The organism is Dyella kyungheensis (assembly GCF_049913195.1).
GTDB lineage: Bacteria > Pseudomonadota > Gammaproteobacteria > Xanthomonadales > Rhodanobacteraceae > Dyella > Dyella kyungheensis.
On the sequence record NZ_CP183983.1, the window covers coordinates 4,940,307 to 4,957,768 of the forward strand.

The 17,462-nt window shown below is 66.2% G+C and carries 19 protein-coding genes; 12 read left to right on the forward strand and 7 right to left on the reverse strand.

Translation table 11 applies throughout. The features are described 5' to 3' along the window. Positions 1-46: 46 nt before the first annotated feature. From ACN9MB_RS22085 to ACN9MB_RS22095, 3 genes are all read left to right on the forward strand, one after another. Positions 47-1,762, forward strand: coding sequence for a patatin-like phospholipase family protein (locus ACN9MB_RS22085; RefSeq protein WP_426270322.1), 1,716 nt, complete (start codon positions 47-49; stop codon positions 1,760-1,762). A 159-nt stretch (positions 1,763-1,921) separates the two neighbouring features. Then, the gene (locus ACN9MB_RS22090) at positions 1,922-2,458 is read left to right on the forward strand and encodes a gamma carbonic anhydrase family protein (RefSeq protein ID WP_426270323.1); all 537 of its coding nucleotides are present in this window, start codon (positions 1,922-1,924) and stop codon (positions 2,456-2,458) included. Beyond that, the gene (locus ACN9MB_RS22095) at positions 2,455-2,787 is read left to right on the forward strand and encodes a low molecular weight protein tyrosine phosphatase family protein (protein ID WP_204634780.1); all 333 of its coding nucleotides are present in this window, start codon (positions 2,455-2,457) and stop codon (positions 2,785-2,787) included. Before ACN9MB_RS22090 ends, ACN9MB_RS22095 begins: the two co-directional genes overlap by 4 nt. A 6-nt stretch (positions 2,788-2,793) precedes the next feature. On the opposite strand, the gene ACN9MB_RS22100 is transcribed toward ACN9MB_RS22095, so the two are convergent. The 5 genes from ACN9MB_RS22100 to aroE form a co-directional block, all read right to left on the reverse strand. Further along, on the reverse strand, positions 2,794-3,342 hold the full coding sequence (locus ACN9MB_RS22100) for a hypothetical protein (RefSeq protein WP_426270324.1): 549 nt from the start codon (positions 3,340-3,342) through the stop codon (positions 2,794-2,796). Between the two features lie 144 nt (positions 3,343-3,486). Beyond that, entirely contained in the window at positions 3,487-3,777 is a 291-nt protein-coding gene (locus tag ACN9MB_RS22105; protein ID WP_426270325.1) for a hypothetical protein, read from the reverse strand. A 58-nt stretch (positions 3,778-3,835) separates the two neighbouring features. Then, on the reverse strand, positions 3,836-4,876 hold the full coding sequence (locus ACN9MB_RS22110) for an energy transducer TonB (protein WP_426270326.1): 1,041 nt from the start codon (positions 4,874-4,876) through the stop codon (positions 3,836-3,838). Between the two features lie 152 nt (positions 4,877-5,028). Further along, positions 5,029-6,795 carry a peptide-N4-asparagine amidase gene (locus ACN9MB_RS22115; protein ID WP_426270327.1) on the reverse strand — a complete coding sequence of 589 codons (1,767 nt, stop codon included), beginning with the start codon at positions 6,793-6,795 and terminating at the stop codon, positions 5,029-5,031. A 138-nt stretch (positions 6,796-6,933) separates the two neighbouring features. Beyond that, on the reverse strand, positions 6,934-7,764 hold the full coding sequence (gene aroE / locus ACN9MB_RS22120; protein WP_426270328.1) for a shikimate dehydrogenase: 831 nt from the start codon (positions 7,762-7,764) through the stop codon (positions 6,934-6,936). A gap of 155 nt (positions 7,765-7,919) precedes the next feature. Here aroE and ACN9MB_RS22125 point away from each other — a divergent pair, with 155 nt between their 5' ends. Continuing rightward, positions 7,920-8,177 carry a hypothetical protein gene (locus ACN9MB_RS22125; RefSeq protein WP_426270329.1) on the forward strand — a complete coding sequence of 86 codons (258 nt, stop codon included), beginning with the start codon at positions 7,920-7,922 and terminating at the stop codon, positions 8,175-8,177. Between the two features lie 308 nt (positions 8,178-8,485). Here the strand turns inward: ACN9MB_RS22125 and ACN9MB_RS22130 are convergent, their stop codons facing one another. Further along, positions 8,486-9,970 (reverse strand): RimK family protein, encoded by a 1,485-nt coding sequence (locus ACN9MB_RS22130; RefSeq protein WP_204634787.1) that lies wholly within the window; start codon positions 9,968-9,970, stop codon positions 8,486-8,488. Positions 9,971-10,326: 356 nt separating this feature from the next. Here ACN9MB_RS22130 and ACN9MB_RS22135 point away from each other — a divergent pair, with 356 nt between their 5' ends. Continuing rightward, positions 10,327-10,791, forward strand: a complete 465-nt coding sequence (locus tag ACN9MB_RS22135; RefSeq protein ID WP_426270330.1) for a GNAT family N-acetyltransferase — start codon at positions 10,327-10,329, stop codon at positions 10,789-10,791. A 131-nt stretch (positions 10,792-10,922) separates the two neighbouring features. Here the strand turns inward: ACN9MB_RS22135 and ACN9MB_RS22140 are convergent, their stop codons facing one another. Next, positions 10,923-11,606 (reverse strand): hypothetical protein, encoded by a 684-nt coding sequence (locus ACN9MB_RS22140; RefSeq protein WP_426271962.1) that lies wholly within the window; start codon positions 11,604-11,606, stop codon positions 10,923-10,925. 155 nt (positions 11,607-11,761) lie between these two features. On the opposite strand from ACN9MB_RS22140, the gene lptM reads away from it, so the two are divergent. The 7 genes from lptM (at position 11,762) to ACN9MB_RS22175 (ending at position 17,303) form a co-directional block, all read left to right on the forward strand. Next, positions 11,762-12,133: an LPS translocon maturation chaperone LptM gene (lptM, locus tag ACN9MB_RS22145; protein WP_204634790.1), complete on the forward strand. Its 372-nt coding sequence runs from the start codon at positions 11,762-11,764 to the stop codon at positions 12,131-12,133. Then, positions 12,133-12,966 (forward strand): diaminopimelate epimerase, encoded by an 834-nt coding sequence (dapF, locus tag ACN9MB_RS22150; RefSeq protein WP_426270331.1) that lies wholly within the window; start codon positions 12,133-12,135, stop codon positions 12,964-12,966. The genes lptM and dapF overlap by 1 nt, the downstream gene beginning before the upstream one ends. A gap of 84 nt (positions 12,967-13,050) precedes the next feature. Further along, positions 13,051-13,734: a DUF484 family protein gene (locus ACN9MB_RS22155; RefSeq protein WP_204634792.1), complete on the forward strand. Its 684-nt coding sequence runs from the start codon at positions 13,051-13,053 to the stop codon at positions 13,732-13,734. 4 nt (positions 13,735-13,738) lie between these two features. Next, positions 13,739-14,626 (forward strand): tyrosine recombinase XerC, encoded by an 888-nt coding sequence (gene xerC / locus ACN9MB_RS22160; protein WP_426270332.1) that lies wholly within the window; start codon positions 13,739-13,741, stop codon positions 14,624-14,626. Between the two features lie 74 nt (positions 14,627-14,700). Then, positions 14,701-15,234 carry an ATP-dependent protease subunit HslV gene (hslV, locus tag ACN9MB_RS22165; protein WP_046972849.1) on the forward strand — a complete coding sequence of 178 codons (534 nt, stop codon included), beginning with the start codon at positions 14,701-14,703 and terminating at the stop codon, positions 15,232-15,234. 80 nt (positions 15,235-15,314) lie between these two features. Further along, on the forward strand, positions 15,315-16,652 hold the full coding sequence (gene hslU / locus ACN9MB_RS22170) for an ATP-dependent protease ATPase subunit HslU (RefSeq protein ID WP_426270333.1): 1,338 nt from the start codon (positions 15,315-15,317) through the stop codon (positions 16,650-16,652). 36 nt (positions 16,653-16,688) lie between these two features. Beyond that, a complete protein-coding gene (locus ACN9MB_RS22175; RefSeq protein WP_204634795.1) occupies positions 16,689-17,303 on the forward strand; it encodes a hypothetical protein in 615 nt (204 codons plus the stop codon). Positions 17,304-17,462: the final 159 nt, after the last annotated feature.

Below are 17,462 nucleotides of genomic sequence, written 5' to 3' on the forward strand. Positions count from 1 at the left end.
CCCCACGTCACGATTTGTCACACGCCTGCCCGTACCATCCCGCGCCATGTCCAAGCCCGATTTTTCCGCCCTGCTGCGTCGAAGCGATGTGTTCGGCCACTTGGGCGACGAGGCGCTGGCCGCGCTGGTCCCCGAACTCCAGTGGTTTTCGCTGCCGGGCGGGCGGACGCTGTTCAAGCAGGGCGATCCGGCGGACGCGCTCTACTTCGTCGTGAGCGGCAGCCTGGGCGTATTTGCCGGGCCTACTGAACGGGTGCGCCTGGTGGCGGCGGGCGACAGCATCGGCGAGATCGGGTTGATCAGCGGGGAAGGCCGGCATTACACCGCACGCGCATTGCGCGACAGCGAATTGCTGCGGCTGGACCTGGCCAGCTACGAAGCGCTGATCCAGCGCCATCCCCAGGCCATGATGGGAGTGGCGCGCGTCGCCATTGCCCGCCTGCAGGAACGTATGCGCGGCGACGAAAGCCCGGGCATCGCGCGCACCTTCGCACTGTTGCCGGCGAGCGCGGACGTCCCTGCCCGCTCGCTGGCCATGCAACTGGCGATGGAGCTGGAACGCTGGGGCAGTTGCGCCGTGATCGACGCCGAACATGGGGCCGGCCGCGGCAGCGACTGGTTCGCCGAGCGCGAGGCACAGGCGCGCTTCGTGATCTATCTGGACAGCATCGGCGACGAACTGTGGCGCCAGCGGTGCCTGCGCCAGGCCGATGTGCTGCTGCTGCCGACACTCGCCGCCCAGCCCGCCCGCGCCTGGCCCGAAGCCACGCCGATGCATCCCGCGCGCGCGGGGCATCGACCGCGCCATCTGATCCTGCTGCATCCGGGCCGCCAGCCGGCGCTCGGTGCGGCGCAGCGCTGGCGCGCCGAATTCAGCGGCGAGCTGCAGCACCATCACGTGGGCGGTCACGCGGATATTGCGCGACTGGCCCGCGTCATCAGCGGCAACGCGCGCGGCCTGGTGCTGGCCGGCGGCGGCGCGCGCGGCGTGGCGCATCTGGGGGCACTGCGTGCATTGCATGAGGCCGGGCACCGCTTCGATGCCGTGGGCGGCACCAGCATCGGCGCGATCATCGGCGCCAGCGTGGCCGCCGGATGGGAACTCGACGTCACCATCGAGACCCTGCGCCGTGCCTTCGTGCAGGGGCGTCCACTATCGGACTGGACGCTGCCGATCGTCGCGCTCACGCGCGGGCGCCGCGCCGCCCTGATGCTGCGCCGCGCATTCGGCGCGCTCGACATCGAAGACCTGGCGCTGCCGTTCTTCTGCGTGTCCACCTGTTTGTCGGGCGAGGGCATGATGGTGCACCGCGAAGGCCCGCTGTGGCTGTGGCTGCGTGCTTCCAGCGCCATTCCCGGCGTGCTGCCGCCGGTGTTGCACCACGGCCGCGTGTTCGTGGACGGCGCGCTGGTCGACAACCTGCCCACCGACGTGATGGCCGACGACGGCCTCGCCCACATCACCGCCATCGACATCCGCGCCGAGATCTCGCTGCTCACCACCGCCGAGGAATTCGCCACGCCGCCATGGTGGCAGCTGCTACTCGGGCGACAGGACATCCAGCGGCCGGGACTGGTTTCCACGCTGGTGCGCGCCGCCATGGTCAATAGCGAAGGCCCCAGCGAACACCGCCGCGAACGCGCCGACCTGCTGTTGACGCCGCCGCTGGAGCACATCGGCATGCTCGACTGGAAGGACTGGGAGAGGGCAATGGAGGCGGGTTATCGCTACACCCTGGAAACGCTGGAAAAGCAGTCCTAGTCCTGTGGGAGCGCACCCTGTGCGCGACGGGCCAGCTGCAGCGCTGTGATGTTCGCGATGTTCAAGACACGGCAGTTGTCACCGTCTGCGCGTCGGACAGTCGCGCACAGGGTGCGCTCCCACAGAGTGCCAAGGGGCGTGGCGGAGTAATATGTCGCCATGGATCCTCTACGCAAATACAAAGGCATCTGGCCCACGCTGCACCAGCGCGTGTATGTCGATCCCGCCGCCACCGTGATTGGTGCGGTGGAGTTGTTCGACGATGTGTCCGTCTGGCCCGGCGCGGTGCTGCGCGGCGACGTGAACTTCATCCGCATCGGCGCGCGCACCAATGTGCAGGACGGTGCGGTGGTCCATGTGACTCACGATGGCCCGTATTCGCCGGGCGGCATGCCCACGATCATCGGCGAAGGCGTCACCGTCGGTCATGGCGCGGTGATCCATGCCTGCACCATCGAGGACTACTGCCTGATCGGCATGCACGCCACCATCCTGGACGGCGCCGTGGTGAAGAAGCATGGCTTCGTCGGCGCCGGTAGCGTGATTCCGCCGGGCAAGGTGGTGGGCGAGGGTGAGCTGTGGCTGGGCAATCCGGCCAAGAAAGTTCGCGTGCTGAGCGACCAGCAGATCGAACAGCTGCATTACTCGGCCGATCATTACGTGCGCATGAAAGACGATTACCTCGCAACGCAATGACGACACCGCGGCGCGTGCTGTTCCTGTGCAGCCGGCATCGGCTGCGCAGTCCCACCGCGGCTGCGGTGTTCGCCACTTGGCCGCATCTTGAAGTCGATTCGGCGGGACTGGCCGACGACGCGGAAACGCCGCTGTCGTCCGATCAACTCGAATGGGCGCAACTCATCGTGGTGATGGAATCGTCGCACCGGCGCCGGCTGCAGGCACGTCACGCCTCCCGCCTGCGCGGCAAGCGCGTGGTGTGCCTGGACATTCCCGACCGTTACGACTTCATGCAGCCCGAACTGGTTGCGTTGCTGCTCGAGAAGGCGGGGCCGCTGTTGCGCTGAAGCGCTTTACAGCATCGAACCGTTGCCTGCCGACTGCTGCTGCGCCTGCATGGCAGCAGCGCGCGCTTCATCCTGGCGGATCTGGAGCTGGCGCTGCGCGTCCAGCTTGCCGCCGAGCAGGGAAAGAATGTAGTTGGTGCTGTCGAATTCGCGCAGCAGCGACAGTTCGCGCTGGGCTTCGTCGAGATTGTCGTCGTTGATCGCCCGTTCCACGTCTGCCGAAGCGACGGGGAAGGACTCGTGCAACTCTTCGAGCGCCACCTTGTTCTGCGGATCGAGCTGCAACACGCTGAGGTAGAACTCATAGGCGTTGCTGCCGGCCGGCGCGACCAGGCGCTTTTCGGAGACGGCCGTCTTGGCCAGGTCGAGCAGGATGCCGACGCCGCTATCGTCGCCGCCGGACGTCGAGGCGTTGCCGGAAGCGGCCGTCGTAGAGCCGGAGGCGGAGCCGCCCTTCGACCAGAAGTAGACGCCGCAGCCAACGGCAACGAGCGCGACAAGGGACACGGTGACGAACACGCGCTGGCGTGGCGCGAGGGAAGCGAGACGAGACATGGCACCGTTGCATCGATGTGACCCGCGCACAGGCGCACCTGCCTTCAGGCGTCCCGGCGGAACTGTGTCACATTATCGATACATCATGTCAGCGATGTGACTTGCCCCGTCCACCCGCGTATGGACGTCCGCATGGCTACCGACTCAGCTGAAATGGCCGCCGGTGATACGGCCATCCTGGTCGAGCTCAGGATAGTAGCGGCTGTTGTTGGAACGAAGTTCCATCGTGGTGATGGTGCCCGGCATCACCAGCTGCACATCCGGATAGCTGGTGCGGAATTGCTCGGGTGTGGGATGCGTGGCAATGAACGCGTCGAACGCCTTCATGTCGGTGACGAAGCCATGCACGGGCACGGGCACGACCGGCGCGGTGGCCTGGCAACCGCCCAACACGATGGCGGCGGCGAGAACGGCAGGTGCGATGAAGCGCTGCATGATCTGACTCCGTGGTGGGCCGCGATCGATTATGCGCTTGCGCGCCCTCATTCCGGCCTTACAGGCGGAACTCGATGCGTTGGCGCAGCTGCAGCGCCACCGGCTTGCCATCCTGCGTGCCCGGCGTGAACTGCCAGCGCGACACTGCGCTGATGGCCGCGCGGTCGAAGACGTACTTGGGATCGGCGTCGGCCACGGTGGCGCCGATCACCGAGCCATCGGGCTCCACGGTGAACGTCACGTCCACCCAACCCTGGCGCCGGGTGCGCTTGGCATCCGGCGGATAGGCCGGCTCCACGCGATGCGTGAGCACCGGCGTGGTTGCGCCACTGGCGTCGGCCACGGCCGCCGCAGGTGCCGGGGTTCTGGTGCGCGTCGCCGCCTTCGGGGCCGCCTCTACCTGGGTGGATTCGACATGCAGCTGCGCGATGGCCAGTTCCGATGGCGTCATCGTATTGGCCGGCTTGGCGGGAGCGGCCGGCGCGGCGGACGGTGCCGCCGGTGGCGGAACCGGTGCGGTGACTACGGCCGGCGTCGCGGGCGTGGGCAGCGGCGTCTTGGCGGTCGACGAGGGTGTCGGCTCATGACGATTCGCTTGCTGCTCCTGCTGTGCAGCCGCCGTGCGCTGCGCTTGCAGCTTGGCCTGCAGCAGGGTGAGCGTGTAGTTCTGCGGATCGGCGCGGGTCAGCAGGTCGATCTGCCGCTGCGCTTCGGCATCGTCGCCGCTGTCGATGGTCTGCTCCGCTGCATGCGCCGCGAACGGAAAGATTTCGCGCAACGCATCCTGTGCCACACGGTTGCCGGGTTCGCGCTTGAGCACGGCAAGATAGAGTTCGAAGGCGTTGTTGCCTGCGGGTGCCAGCAAGCGCTGCGCTGCCATGGCATCGCGCGCATGTTGCAGCAGCTCGTCGGTGCCGATACCGGCACGCATCACCGGGCCGGCGGCGGCAACGACGGCCTGCGCGGGTTGCTCCGTCTCCTGCCCATGCTCGATCTGCCAGAAGATCAAACCGCCCGCCACCGCGATGAGCACGATGAGGATCAGCAGGCTGTAACGGACGACACCTTGGGCACGACAACGCGACGAAGCGGGGGACATGGGCCACACATGGACGATGGATGCCGGCGCGCCGGCAGGGCGCGCAAGCTTAGACGTCTCATGTTGCGGTGATGTTGCCCCGCGTCGGCAGACGTGACGCAGTTCACACGTCCGACCCGCCGGTCATGACGTGTGAACCCTGCGATCGACCGTCAGCGACCCGGCAGCAGGCTGCTGTCCGGCGAACCATCGGGATGGGCGAACCACGACACGCGGTTGCTTCCATCCGGGCAGCCCTTGCCCGCGTTGTAGCTCGCCACCGCGCCCGCCTGCGTGGTGAGCGAGGCGCGATAGCAGCCGCCCAGCGTGTCGTGGAAGGCAAACGCCTGCGCACTTTGCTGCCCGCTGTGGCTGCTCAGGTTGCCGCTGGCATCGAACACCAGGGTGTCCTGCGAATCGACCGTGTTGTCGACGTCGGCTCCATAGAGCGTGAGGCCGAGCAGGCGCAGCTCGTCGTGCTGCCGATAGCCCTGGTGCACGATGGAGGCCGCATTGGTACTGCCATCGCTTGCCAGCTGCTGGTTGTAGTCGAGCGAGAACGGATAGTTGAAGTGCTGATGACGCTCGACCGTGAGGAAGTTGCCCAGGCGGCTCTGGCTGGTGCTGTCCGACCAGGTGCGCTGCCCGGTCTGCTGGCGATAGGTGCTGCTGTTGATGGTGAAGGTCTGCGTGTCGTCGAAGCCCGTCTCCTGCGTCACCGTGCTGGTGACGCGACCGTGCGACGTGTTCGCATAGCCTTCGATCACGAAGCGGCGATCGAGCTTGGTGGTGATGTCGCCGGCGAGGTCGCCGTTGCTCGCCGTGGCAAGCGTGCTGCCGATGATTGGCGTGGCGGCCTGGCCGACCAGCGTGTTGCGCGTGATCTTGCCGGTCACCTGCTTCGCATGCGCGTCGCGATACACCAGCAAGGCGGCAGTGGCGGCGAAGTTGTTGTTGGCGCCGGCCACCTGCACGGCCACTTCGTGCGGAGCGCCATCGCTCAACTGACCGGCGAACGGCGTGAGGTCCACGCGGTAAGGCATGAAGTTCAAGGTCTGCACGCCAGGTGTGGGGCGCCACAGGTACGGATCGATGCCGCCGGTATAGACCCACGGATACACCGGCGCCACGCCAGCCGGTTGGCCGTCGATGCTGATCTCCGCCTCGCGGAAATTGCCGCCGCCGCATTCGTTGACTTGCGCCGCATACGCGTCGGGCACGCAGGTGTACCAGAACTCATCGCCACCCTGGCTCTGCGTGAACACGTCCAGGTAGGCGCGCTCCACGTTGGTCGGCAAGGTGAGCGTGCGCGCCAGCTTGTCGGTCGGCGTATTGAGCGTAGCCGTGGTGCCCACCGGATCGCTACCCAGCGCATACACCGCATCGGGCACATCTGCCGCGCGTGCGCGGGCCGATGCCGGATAGAACAGCAGGCGGGCGGTGCCGTGGATCACACCGGTGTAGGTGTCGTTCACCAGGTTGCCGATGATCGCCTGGCCCTGTCCCGCATTGCGCAGCAGGGCGGCGTAATCGGTGAGATCACGCTCGACGTGCCAGGCGGGCGACACCGTGGCGGACGGTTCCTGGGTGGTGCCGAAATAGAGGTTCACACCGCCCAGCCAGAGCGTGGCGGTGCGATCGTATTGGCGCCCCGCGGTAACGGAGAAATCCGCTTCCAGCACCACTTTCGACCAGGCACCCGTGCACGAGCCAGGCGGCGCATAGCTATAAGGGCGGGCGTTGAAGTCATCGAAGGAGACGTTGGTGAACAGCGTTACCACGCAGGGCTGGCCCGGTGGCCGGGGCACGGCGGGATCGGCGGTAGCCACGTTGCTCGAACCCACTGCCGGATCGGCAGCGGCTTGCGCAGCGAAACCAAGCGCCAGCGTCGCCGCCAGCGCTGTTGCCGCCCCAAAGCGGACGAAACCCTCAGGCACCATGACGTTCTCCCCGTGATGTGCCCCCTGTGCCGGGCACGCTAACACGGTGATACGTGCGTCAGACGTCGATGCGTCCTCACTCTGCGCCAGTATTTTCTTGCGATGCGTCGGCAGGCACCGGGCTGCGCGCGATATCGCTCAGCCGTACTGCTGGTGCAGTTCGGCGTAAACCGGATCGGTATCGGGCCGCTTGTCATGCCACAGCTCGAAGGTATCGGCGGCGGTTTCGATCAGCATGCCCAAGCCGTCGAACGCATAGCGCGCGCCGGCGGTGCGGGCCCAGGCGAGAAAGCCGGTGGCGGCGGCGCCGTAGGAGAGGTCGTAGCAGAGCGCTCGGTTGCCCACGACGGCGAAGGGCAGATCCAGCGACTTGCCCAGTACGCCGGCGGACGTGGCGTTGACGATCAGATCGAACGCGCCCAGATCGGCCAGGTCTTCCCAGTAGCGGGTGTGCGCACGCGCCGGGTCGCCGATGGCGTCGGCGAGGGCGTCTGCCGTTTCCGGCGTGCGATTGACGATGGTCAGCGTGTGTACGCCGGCATCGAGCAGCGACCACGCCACGCCGCGCGCCGCGCCACCCGCACCCAGCAGCAGCGCGGTGTGGCCGCGCAGGTCCACGCTATGTCGTTCGGTGATGTCGCGCACCAGGCCGGCACCGTCGGTGTTGTGCGCGGCAATGCGGCCGCCAGACAGCGGTGTCAGCACGTTGGCGGTGCCCGCGCGCACGGCCGCTTCGCTGCGCACATCGGCCATCTCGAAGGCTGCCGTCTTGTGCGGCAAGGTGACGTTGGCGCCCGCGCCGCCCTGGGCGAAGAACTCGCGCACCGCCGAAGCGAATGCGGCCGGCGCGGCATCGATGGTCTGGTAGCTCAGCTCGAGCCCGAACTGGCGCGCAAACGCCTGGTGGATCCGCGGCGACAGCGAATGGCTGATGGGGTGACCGAATACCGCGAACTGTCCTGCACTCATGCGCGCTCCTGATGAAAGTCGATGCCGCCAACGGCGGTTTCCGGCTCGGCCGGGACCGCCATTTTACTCGCCGCAGGCCGCGCCCGGTGAGGCATCTTAGGTTTTGAGATCGACGCCGGGCACTCTGGTTCCCACATCGACGACGGAACACTTCCATGCGCCCGAACACCCGACTCGCCCATCACGAACGCCTGCTTGGCGCCGCCCTGCTGTGGCTGCTGGCTGGCGCGGCGCTGCTGTTGACCACCCTGGTGCCGGTGCATAACGACGCGCTGGGCTGGACCCCTGCGTTCTGGCTGATCGGTGCGCCGCTGGTGGTGTTGCTGGCACTGGAGCCGTCGCTGCCGCGCCAGCTGCTCGGCCTGCTGTTTCGCTCGCGCCGTCGCACGGCGTCGGCGCTGATCTGGAACTGATCGACAACGAATTCACTTGGCAGTGGATGCCGCGGCAGGAACGCCGTGGCGTGGGGCTCCGTGCGACGGCAAGGACCTGCGGGCAGCAGGATGGCTGGGCACCTCGCTGGAGCGGCGCGACGGATCGCGCCCGCGTGACGGCAGTTCAGGGACGAACTGCCGGAATCACCCCGCTCCAAAGGCGATCTGGGGATTTCTGTGGGAGCGCGCTCGCGCGCGACAGGCGCCGCTATCGCGACAACCGGTTTCTGCGATGCGCCCCGCCGCCTGTCGCGCGCGAGCGCGCTCCCACAAGAGTTGGGTTGCGCCTAGTTGGTCTCGCCGGCGCGCTTGCGCTCCATGCGCCGCAGGAACTCCTGCATGATGCGAAGGTAGAGCGCTTCGCCCAGGTGCTCGTCTTCCACGCCGTGATCGATCGACGGGTTGTCGTTCACCTCGATCACCACCGGCTTGTCGCCGACGCGCTTGATGTCGACGCCGTAAAGTCCGTCGCCCACCGCCTGGGTGGACTTGAGCGCCAGCTTCACCACGTCGGCCGGTGCGCGTTCGATCGGAATGGTTTCCGAATCGCCGGTCTTGGAGGCGCCCTTGGCGCCGTGGTTGTAGATCTGCCAGTGGCCGCGCGACATGAAGTATTTGCACGCGTAGAGCGGCTCGTTGTTGAGCACGCCGATGCGCCAGTCGAATTCGGTGAACACGAATTCCTGCGCCAGCAACAGCGCGCTGTGCTGGAACAGCTCGGCGCTGGCCTTGTTGAGCGCCTCCTCGTTTTCCACCTTCACCACGCCGCGCGAGAACGAACCGTCGGGAATCTTCAGCACCAGCGGGTAGCCGAGTTTCTCCGAGAGTTCCTTCAGGCCCTTGGTATCGTCGCGATAGAGAATTTCGGTGCGCGGCACGGCCAGCTTGCGCGACACCATCAGGTCGTTGAGGAAGATCTTGTTCGTGCAACGCAGGATCGAGGTGGGGTCGTCCATCACCACCATGCCTTCCTTCTCGGCGCGATGCGCGAAGCGGTAGGTGTGGTTGTTGCTGGCGGTGGTTTCGCGGATGAACAGGCCGTCGTACTCGGCCAGGCGCTGGTAATCGTTCTTGCCGATCGGATCGACTTCGATGCCCAGTTCCTTGCCGGCGGCAATGAACGACTTCAGCGCCTTCTTGTTCGACGGCGGCATCGCCTCGTGCGGATCGATCAGCATGGCGATGTCGTAGCGGAACTGCTTGCGCGCCTTGGGCTTGCGCCACAACTTCTTGCTGAAGCGATCGAGTTCCTCGGCGAAGGCGTCTTCCTGCGCATCGTCCAGGGTCTGCAGGCCCACCGGCTTGATCGCGCTGATCTGCCACACGCGGTCGCGCTCGAACTCGATGCGCAGCAGCGGGCACGGGAACATTTCGAACACCTGGCGCGCAAGATCCTGCAGCGCCGGGTGAGCGGTCTGTCCGAAGTACACCAGGATGCCGAAGTCGGTGGTGTCGCGGCCACCCGCCGGCAGGAAATGGGTGAGCTTGGCGCTCAGATCCTCGATCTCCAGGCCGTACAGCGAGCGGCGGCGCAGATCGTTCACCGTGCGCACGGAAGGCATCACGCGGTGTCCGCGCGCTTCGGCCAGCAGCGAGACGTAGTAGCCGGTGCCCAGGTACTTGTAGCTGCGGCACAGGTTGATGACATGCGTGCGCTCGTCGTCGACGCCGACGGGTTCGCGCAGGTAGTCCATCGCCGTGACCACGTCTGCGGAGGGGTAGTAGACACTCCAGTCGGAGGCCTTCTCGACAACCAGAACGAGACGAGTCATGACACCTCTGTCAAAGGGAACCGAGGAGTGTCGTCGCGCGGGAAACGAGGCGGCACAGCGCAAGGGGCGCAGTTTCGCACATGCATGGCGCGGCACAAGGCGGGTCGTCGGGCTGGCTCATAGGCGGTTCAACCTTCGCGCGTGTGGTCCGGTTCCTCTGCAGCGCACTGAGCGCCCGCGCCGATCACTTCAGCACGGCAAAGCCTGCACCTTTTGCTTACATTCGCTCCTCGCAAGGTGCCGAGATTGAACGAGTTCTGAAAACCGCCACAAGTCATCGTTGCCCCCGGGGGATGCGGGGACTACAGTGCCCCGCTTGTTTCATCCCGCCCGCGGAACCGCCCCTGATGACACCCATGCCCGCGACCGCCGCCGTACGCGTGCGTCGTGCCGAACTCTCTGATCTCGATGACCTCGCTGCCCTGGAAGAGAGCAGCTTCGCCACTGATCGCCTGAGCCGGGCCCAGTACCGCCGCCATCTCGACAGTGAAAGCGCCCAGGTATTGGTCGCCAGCGCCAATCATCGACACTTCCTCGGCACCGCGGTGGTGTTCTTCCGCAAGGGCACGCAGGTGGCGCGCCTGTACTCCATCGCCACCAAGAAGGAAGCCCGCGGCAAGGGCGTGGGCTCGGCGCTGCTCGAAGCGGCGGAAAAACTTGCCGCCCGCCGCCGCTGCGTATCGCTTCGACTCGAAGTGCGCACCGACAACGAGGACGCCATGCGTCTGTATGAGCGGCTGGGGTACAAGCGCATCGGGCATTACGCGCGTTATTACGGCGATGGGGCGGATGCGTGGCGGTATGAGAAGGTGCTTGATTGAGTCGGGTGGGGCGCTAAAAGTACGCGGGCGCTTTTCGAAGCGTGCTTCGAGGAAATCTTTTCGCGGGCACCCGCCCCTCACCCCGGCCCTCTCGCCGGAGGGGAGAGGAGAAGTGGTGTGCACCGCCAAGGCTAGAACGGTTGCGCGATCCGCTGCACCGTCGCTTCATCCGGCCGCGCCACCAGCGCCCCCGTGCGCATCAGGCTCACCGTGTAGTGCCCCTGGTCCACCAACGGCAGAAACACGCCGCTGCCGAACAACACATCCACATCCGGCACCCATCGCGGGTATTGCTTGTGCAGGTCGAGCAAGTCGAAGCCACCCGCTTCGCGAAAATCGATCACCGTCCGCGCACCGTGCATTTCATCGTTGGGATCGTCATAGCGACCCGACAGCCGGTCGAGGCGATACAGCGGCGGCAGGCCCGCCAGCATCGCCGGCAGTTTCCACTTCAGCACCACGGCCTCGACGCGCCATGCGTCGCCGGCCACTTCCACGCGTCGGGTAGCACCGTCCGGCCAGTGCAGCACCAGCGACCAGCGCTGAGGGGACAAAATGCGCGCGTCGATCTCCACCACCGGCGTTTCCTCGCTGAGCAGGCGATAGCCGCGCAGCGCCACGCCCATGCCAGCCAGCAACAGCGTGATGGCAAAACCCGCGATCAGCAGCACGGCGCGGCCCACCGCTGCGAGTCGTTGCCGGTCGTCCAGGCGCTGGCGCAAGGCCACCAGCTGAAACAGGGTGAACATCAGGGCGACCACCGCCAGGATCAGCAGGATCGTCGAAGGGAGGCGCAGCAGCGCGGTCCAGTCCATCGTGTACTTCTTGGGCATTCAAACCGCGCGGGGCGGCGACGGCGGCATCATAACGGCTGGCGTGGCAGCGACGGCCGCTGAACGCCCAAAATCCTTTGCTCGCCACGTTTTCGGGGCTTGCCTATACTGCCGGGGTTCCCGCCGGATACCCCGACATGCGCCGATCACTCCTGCTGCTTCCGCTGTGCACCGTTTTTGCCTTGCTCGCCGGATGCGGCAACAAGGGCCCGCTCTATATGCCCAAGGCCACACCGGCGGCCACCGTGCACCCGGCGCCGGCGAAGCCGGCCGTTGCGGCACCCGCCGTCGCCGCGCCTGCGCCGGTGCACGGCTTCGTCACCGAGATGACGGCGTTCGATGCATTCATCGCCACGCATCCCACGCCCGAGCAGTTCAAGGCGGCGTATCCGGATGTGCTGCTGGTGCTGCCCGGCACCATTGCGACGCGTGAGATGCGCAGCGACAACAGCCGCTATTTCGCCGAACTGGACGCCAACGGCCGGATCACCGGCGGCAAGTTCATGTAATGAAGCTTTCGTTCTCCAAGATGCACGGCATCGGCAACGACTTCGTGATGGTCGATTGCCGCCAGCGCGCGTTTCCGCTCAATGAAGAGCAGATCCGCGCGATTGCCGATCGCCGCACCGGCGTCGGCTTCGACCAGCTGATCAGCATCGAGCGGCCGCGCGACACCTCGTGTGCCTTCTACTACGGCATCTGGAACGCCGATGGCACGCCGTCGGGCCAATGCGGCAACGGTGTGCGCTGCGTGGCGGCATGGCTACATCGCGCCGGCGAGCTCTCGATCGGCGACACCGTGCGGCTGGAGAGCCCGTCCGGCCCGGTGACGGTCCGGCTCAGCGGCCCCGGCGAAGTGACGGTCGACATGGGCGTGCCGACGCTGGAGCCCGAGCGCATTCCGTTCCGCGCGGACGCGCGGGCGGAGCGTTACTCCATCGACGTGGGCGGCGACGTGCTGGAGATCGGCGCGGTGTCGATGGGTAATCCGCACGCCGTGATGGTGGTGGCGGATCTGCAGGCACCCTTGCTGTATCGCATCGGCCCCCTGCTCACCAGCCACAGCCGGTTCCCCAAGGGCGCCAACAGCGGCTTCGTACAGCCGATCGACCGCGGCCAGGTGCGCCTGCGCGTGCATGAACGCGGCAGCGGCTGGACGCTGGCCTGCGGCACCGGCGCCTGCGCCGCGATGGCGGTGCTGCGCCTGCGCGGCGAGGTCGACGAAAAAGTGCAGGTGACGCTGCCCGGCGGCACCTTGACCATCGAGTGGGTGGGGCCGGGCCACACCCTGTGGATGACCGGACCGGCCACCTTCGTTTTCGAAGGGGAATGGCTGGGCTGACGCGGTTTCCTGTCCACGTCGGTTGAAGCCGGTAGCCGAACACCGCACACTCGGCCCGCAACGCATCACTCCGCTGAGGTAGTCATGTCCGAAACCGCCATTGTCGACACGCTTTCCGCCAGCGACGTCGCGGCTTTCCTGCGGCACCATCCGGAGTTCCTCACCGACTATCCCGACATCGCCGCCCAGCTCACGCTGCCGCGCGAGCAGGGACGGGTGGCCTCGCTGGCCGTCTATCAGCTGCAAAGCCTGCGCGAGAAGAACGCGGAGCTGGAAAAGCAGCTCGCCGGACTCATCGACATTGCCGCCGACAACGAGCGGTTGATGCAGCGCGTGCACGAACTCAATCTCGCCGTGCTGCGCGCCGGCACGCCCGCCGTGGCCGCGCGCAGCGTGGTGGCGCGACTGTCCGAGGATTTCCAGACCGACCAGGTCCGGCTGATGCTGTTCGGCCCGATTGGCCTGCCGCCGGCCGATTGGCTGGTGCATATTCCGGGCGGGCGGTCGCAGGTGCCGGAGTTTTCGGATTTCCTGGCCCATCACGAGCCGGTGGCTGGCCGTCTCTCGGCCGAGCGGCTGTACCGCCTGTTCGGCGATCACGCGCCGGAGATCCGCTCCGCCGCGATGATGCCGCTGGGCGAGTTCGGCATCCTGGCCATCGGCAGCGGCGATGCCGACCATTTCCAGCCGGGCATGGGCACGGTGTTCCTGAAGATGATCGCGGGCACCGTCACTGCTGCGCTGCGCCGCGCCCAAGAAGTCATGTAACAGCATGTCCAACCCGCAGGCCCAGGTCGATGCCTGGCTTTCGCGACTCGCGGGAGAACGGCAGGCGTCGGCGCATACGGTGGATGGTTACCGCCGCGATCTGGCCAAATTGCTGCGCTGGATGGAGGCGCAGGGCATCGCCGGCTTCAGTGCACTCGAATCCAACCGCATGCGCGGCTTCGTCGCTGCCGAGCATCGTGCAGGTCTATCGCCGAAGAGCCTGCAGCGCCTGTTGTCGTCCTGTCGCAGCCTGTTCCGCCAGCTCACCCGCGAAGGCCTGCTCGATCACGATCCGCTGGCCGGCGTGCGCGGTCCGAAGGTGCACCGCAAACTGCCGCAGGTGCTCGACGTGGATGAAGCCACCGCGCTGGTGGAAACGCAGAGCGAAGGCGCGCTGAACCTGCGCGACCGCGCGATGCTGGAACTGTTCTATTCCTCGGGCCTGCGCCTGTCCGAGCTGACCGGCCTGCGCTGGATCGATCTGGACGTGCATGCCGGCGAGGTACGCGTACTCGGCAAGGGCAACAAGACACGCATCGTGCCGGTAGGTCGCCACGCGATAGCCGCGCTGCGCGCGCTGGGCGAAGCGGAAGGCGTGGTGCCCGAACAGCCCGTATTCAAAGGCCGGGACGGGGCGCCGATCAATCCGCGCACCGTGCAGTTGCGGCTGAAGACGCTGGCCATGCAGCAGGGCATGGCCAAGCGCATCCATCCGCACTTGCTGCGGCATACCTTTGCCAGCCACATGCTGGAATCCTCCGGCGACCTGCGTGCGGTGCAGGAATTGCTGGGCCACGCCGACATCGCCACCACCCAGATCTACACGCACCTGGATTTCCAGTACCTGGCCAAGGTCTACGACGCGGCACACCCGCGCGCCAAGCGGAAGTGACGAACCGGGCCCCGCGGCTTGGTTTCCGCTGCCCCGGCCCCACCTCTGGCGAATTCACTCTTTACGGAGTCCCCATGGAATCCTTTCACGCCACCACCATCGTCTCGGTGCGCCGCAACGGACAGGTCGTGATCGGCGGCGACGGCCAGGTCACCCTCGGCAACACGGTGATGAAGGCCAACGCCCGCAAGATCCGCCGCCTTGGCAAGGGCAATGTCATCGCCGGTTTCGCCGGCGCCACCGCCGACGCCTTCACCCTGTTCGAGCTGTTCGAGCAGAAGCTGGACAAGCACGGCGGCAACCTCACCCGCGCCGCGGTGGAACTGGCCAAGGAATGGCGCACCGACCGCCGCCTGGGCCGCCTGGAAGCCATGCTCGCCGTGGCCGACAAGGAAGCCTCGCTGCTGATCTCCGGCAACGGCGACGTGCTGGAACCCGAGCATGGCCTGATCGCCATCGGTTCGGGCGGCCCGTATGCGCAGTCGGCTGCGCTGGCGCTGCTGGAAAACACCGAGATGGATTCGCGCGCCATCGTCGAGCGTGCGCTGAAGATCGCCGGCGACATCTGCATCTATACCAACCACAACACCACGATCGAGGAGCTGTAAGCGCACGGCGCGACGGCTCTTGGTCCTGTCGTTCCCGCCGATGCGGAACGACGGCGAAAACTCATCTTTCCGGTGAACTCATGTCCGAACTTACTCCCCGCGAAATCGTCAACGAACTCGACCGCTACATCATCGGCCAGCACGACGCCAAGCGCGCCGTGGCCATTGCCCTGCGCAACCGCTGGCGCCGCATGCAGCTGGAACCGGGCCTGCGCGACGAAGTGACGCCCAAGAACATCCTGATGATCGGTCCCACCGGCGTGGGCAAGACCGAAATCGCCCGCCGCCTCGCCACGCTGGCCAATGCGCCGTTCGTGAAGGTGGAAGCCACCAAGTTCACCGAGGTGGGCTATGTGGGCAAGGATGTCGAATCGATCGTGCGCGACCTCGCCGACGTGGCCTACAAGCTCACCCGCGAGCAGGCCATGAAGCGGGTGCGCACCCAGGCCGAAGACCGCGCCGAAGATCGCATCCTCGACGCGCTGCTGCCGCGCCGCCAGTCGCCCTCCGACTGGTCGCACGACGCCGCGCCCAACAACGAACAGAGCGATACGCGGCAGAAACTGCGCAAGCAGCTGCGCGAGGGAGCCCTGGACGACCGCGAGATCGAGCTGGATTTCGCCACCAACGTCGGCGTGGAAATCATTTCGCCGCCGGGCATGGAGGAAATGGGTCAGCAGCTGCGCCAGATGTTCCAGAACATGGGCGGCGCCAAGACCCAGCAGCGCAAGGTCGCGATCAAGGCCGCGCGCCCCATGCTGGTGGAAGAAGAAGCCGCCAAGCTGCTCAACGAGGAAGAAGTGCGCGCCCAGGCCATGCAGTCGGCCGAGCAGAACGGCATCGTCTTCATCGACGAGATCGACAAGATCGCCCAGCGCTCCGAGTGGGGCGGTGCCGGCGTCAGCCGCGAAGGCGTGCAGCGCGACCTGCTGCCGCTGGTGGAAGGCTCGACCGTGTCGACCAAGTACGGCCCGATCAAGACCGACCACATGCTGTTCATCGCCTCCGGCGCGTTCTCGCTGGCCAAGCCCTCGGACCTGATTCCGGAGCTGCAGGGCCGCCTGCCGATCCGCGTGGAGCTATCGGCGCTGTCGGTCGGCGACTTCAAGCGCATCCTGCGCGAGCCGCATAACGCCTTGACCAAGCAGTACATCGCGCTGCTGGGCACGGAGGGCGTGACGATCCATTTCACCGAGGAGGGCATCGACCGACTGGCCGAGGTCGCTTTCCAGGTCAATGAGCGGACCGAGAACATCGGCGCCCGCCGCCTGCACACCGTGATCGAGCGCCTTTTGGAGAAGATCTCCTACGAAGCTGCTGACAAATCCGGCGAAAACTACACGATCGACGCCGAATATGTAGATAAAAACCTCGGCGTGCTGGTCCAGGACGAAGATTTGTCGCGTTACATCCTGTAAACAAGGGGAAAGCCCCGGGCTGGTAAAATTTTGACCATGGGAAATGTGATTGAACTGAAGACCACCGGCCAGCGAGCCCAGCTGCGTGAAGCGCAGCAACAGCATCAGCTGATCCGGTTATGGCGCGGCGAACTCGAACACGGCAGCTTCTGTGGTTACGTGGGCGGCGTTGGCCGTGAATTCTTTCTGCTGTGGGTCGTCGGCGACGGCATCACTTATGACGGCATGTATGTGATGCGTCACCGCGATGTTTCCGAATTGGAAGCACCGGACAAACACGCGCCCTTCATGGAAAAGGCCCTGGTGCTCAAGCACCTGATGCCGCGCACGCCGCGTGGCTTCCCGCTGGACGACATCCGCAGCGTCATCCAGGCCGCTGCCGCGCAGGCGCCGGTGATCGGCGTGCACGTGGACAGCGAGGATGAGGCCGAGGTTTGTTACATCGGCCGGCTGATCAGCGTGGAAGAAGACGGCTTCAACATGCAGGAGATTTCGCCCGACGCGGAATGGCTGCGCGAGGCATCGTTCTTCTCGTGGGATGAGGTATCCACGGTGAGCATCGAGGACGGCTACGCGACGTCGCTGCTGGCTGTAGCCGGTACGCCGCCGCCGCTGGAGCAGGGCGACTCGGGTGTGGAGCACGCGCAGTAAGGTTTTTGCTGATTCGGATATGAAAAGGCCGCCTAGAGGGCGGCCTTTTTTTGCTCGTCATTCCGGCGCAGGCCGGAATCCAGTAGCGAGCAGGAAGGGTTGTCGCGAAAGCCTGCTGCACCGTCACTGGATTCCGGCGTACGCCGGAATGACGAGCGG

Excerpts from the sequence above, each read along its gene's own strand:
- ACN9MB_RS22125 (WP_426270329.1), top strand. The coding sequence starts at position 7,920 with ATGCGCCCGAACACCCGACTCGCCCATCACGAACGCCTGCTTGGCGCC.
- ACN9MB_RS22130 (WP_204634787.1), bottom strand. The coding sequence starts at position 9,970 with ATGACTCGTCTCGTTCTGGTTGTCGAGAAGGCCTCCGACTGGAGTGTC.
- ACN9MB_RS22155 (WP_204634792.1), top strand. The coding sequence starts at position 13,051 with ATGTCCGAAACCGCCATTGTCGACACGCTTTCCGCCAGCGACGTCGCG.
- xerC (WP_426270332.1), top strand. The coding sequence starts at position 13,739 with ATGTCCAACCCGCAGGCCCAGGTCGATGCCTGGCTTTCGCGACTCGCG.
- lptM (WP_204634790.1), top strand. The coding sequence starts at position 11,762 with ATGCGCCGATCACTCCTGCTGCTTCCGCTGTGCACCGTTTTTGCCTTG.
- ACN9MB_RS22140 (WP_426271962.1), bottom strand. The coding sequence starts at position 11,606 with ATGGACTGGACCGCGCTGCTGCGCCTCCCTTCGACGATCCTGCTGATC.
- ACN9MB_RS22095 (WP_204634780.1), top strand. The coding sequence starts at position 2,455 with ATGACGACACCGCGGCGCGTGCTGTTCCTGTGCAGCCGGCATCGGCTG.
- hslU (WP_426270333.1), top strand. The coding sequence starts at position 15,315 with ATGTCCGAACTTACTCCCCGCGAAATCGTCAACGAACTCGACCGCTAC.
- ACN9MB_RS22175 (WP_204634795.1), top strand. The coding sequence starts at position 16,689 with ATGGGAAATGTGATTGAACTGAAGACCACCGGCCAGCGAGCCCAGCTG.
- ACN9MB_RS22135 (WP_426270330.1), top strand. The coding sequence starts at position 10,327 with ATGCCCGCGACCGCCGCCGTACGCGTGCGTCGTGCCGAACTCTCTGAT.
- hslV (WP_046972849.1), top strand. The coding sequence starts at position 14,701 with ATGGAATCCTTTCACGCCACCACCATCGTCTCGGTGCGCCGCAACGGA.
- aroE (WP_426270328.1), bottom strand. The coding sequence starts at position 7,764 with ATGAGTGCAGGACAGTTCGCGGTATTCGGTCACCCCATCAGCCATTCG.
- ACN9MB_RS22100 (WP_426270324.1), bottom strand. The coding sequence starts at position 3,342 with ATGTCTCGTCTCGCTTCCCTCGCGCCACGCCAGCGCGTGTTCGTCACC.
- ACN9MB_RS22115 (WP_426270327.1), bottom strand. The coding sequence starts at position 6,795 with ATGGTGCCTGAGGGTTTCGTCCGCTTTGGGGCGGCAACAGCGCTGGCG.
- ACN9MB_RS22105 (WP_426270325.1), bottom strand. The coding sequence starts at position 3,777 with ATGCAGCGCTTCATCGCACCTGCCGTTCTCGCCGCCGCCATCGTGTTG.
- dapF (WP_426270331.1), top strand. The coding sequence starts at position 12,133 with ATGAAGCTTTCGTTCTCCAAGATGCACGGCATCGGCAACGACTTCGTG.
- ACN9MB_RS22110 (WP_426270326.1), bottom strand. The coding sequence starts at position 4,876 with ATGTCCCCCGCTTCGTCGCGTTGTCGTGCCCAAGGTGTCGTCCGTTAC.
- ACN9MB_RS22085 (WP_426270322.1), top strand. The coding sequence starts at position 47 with ATGTCCAAGCCCGATTTTTCCGCCCTGCTGCGTCGAAGCGATGTGTTC.
- ACN9MB_RS22090 (WP_426270323.1), top strand. The coding sequence starts at position 1,922 with ATGGATCCTCTACGCAAATACAAAGGCATCTGGCCCACGCTGCACCAG.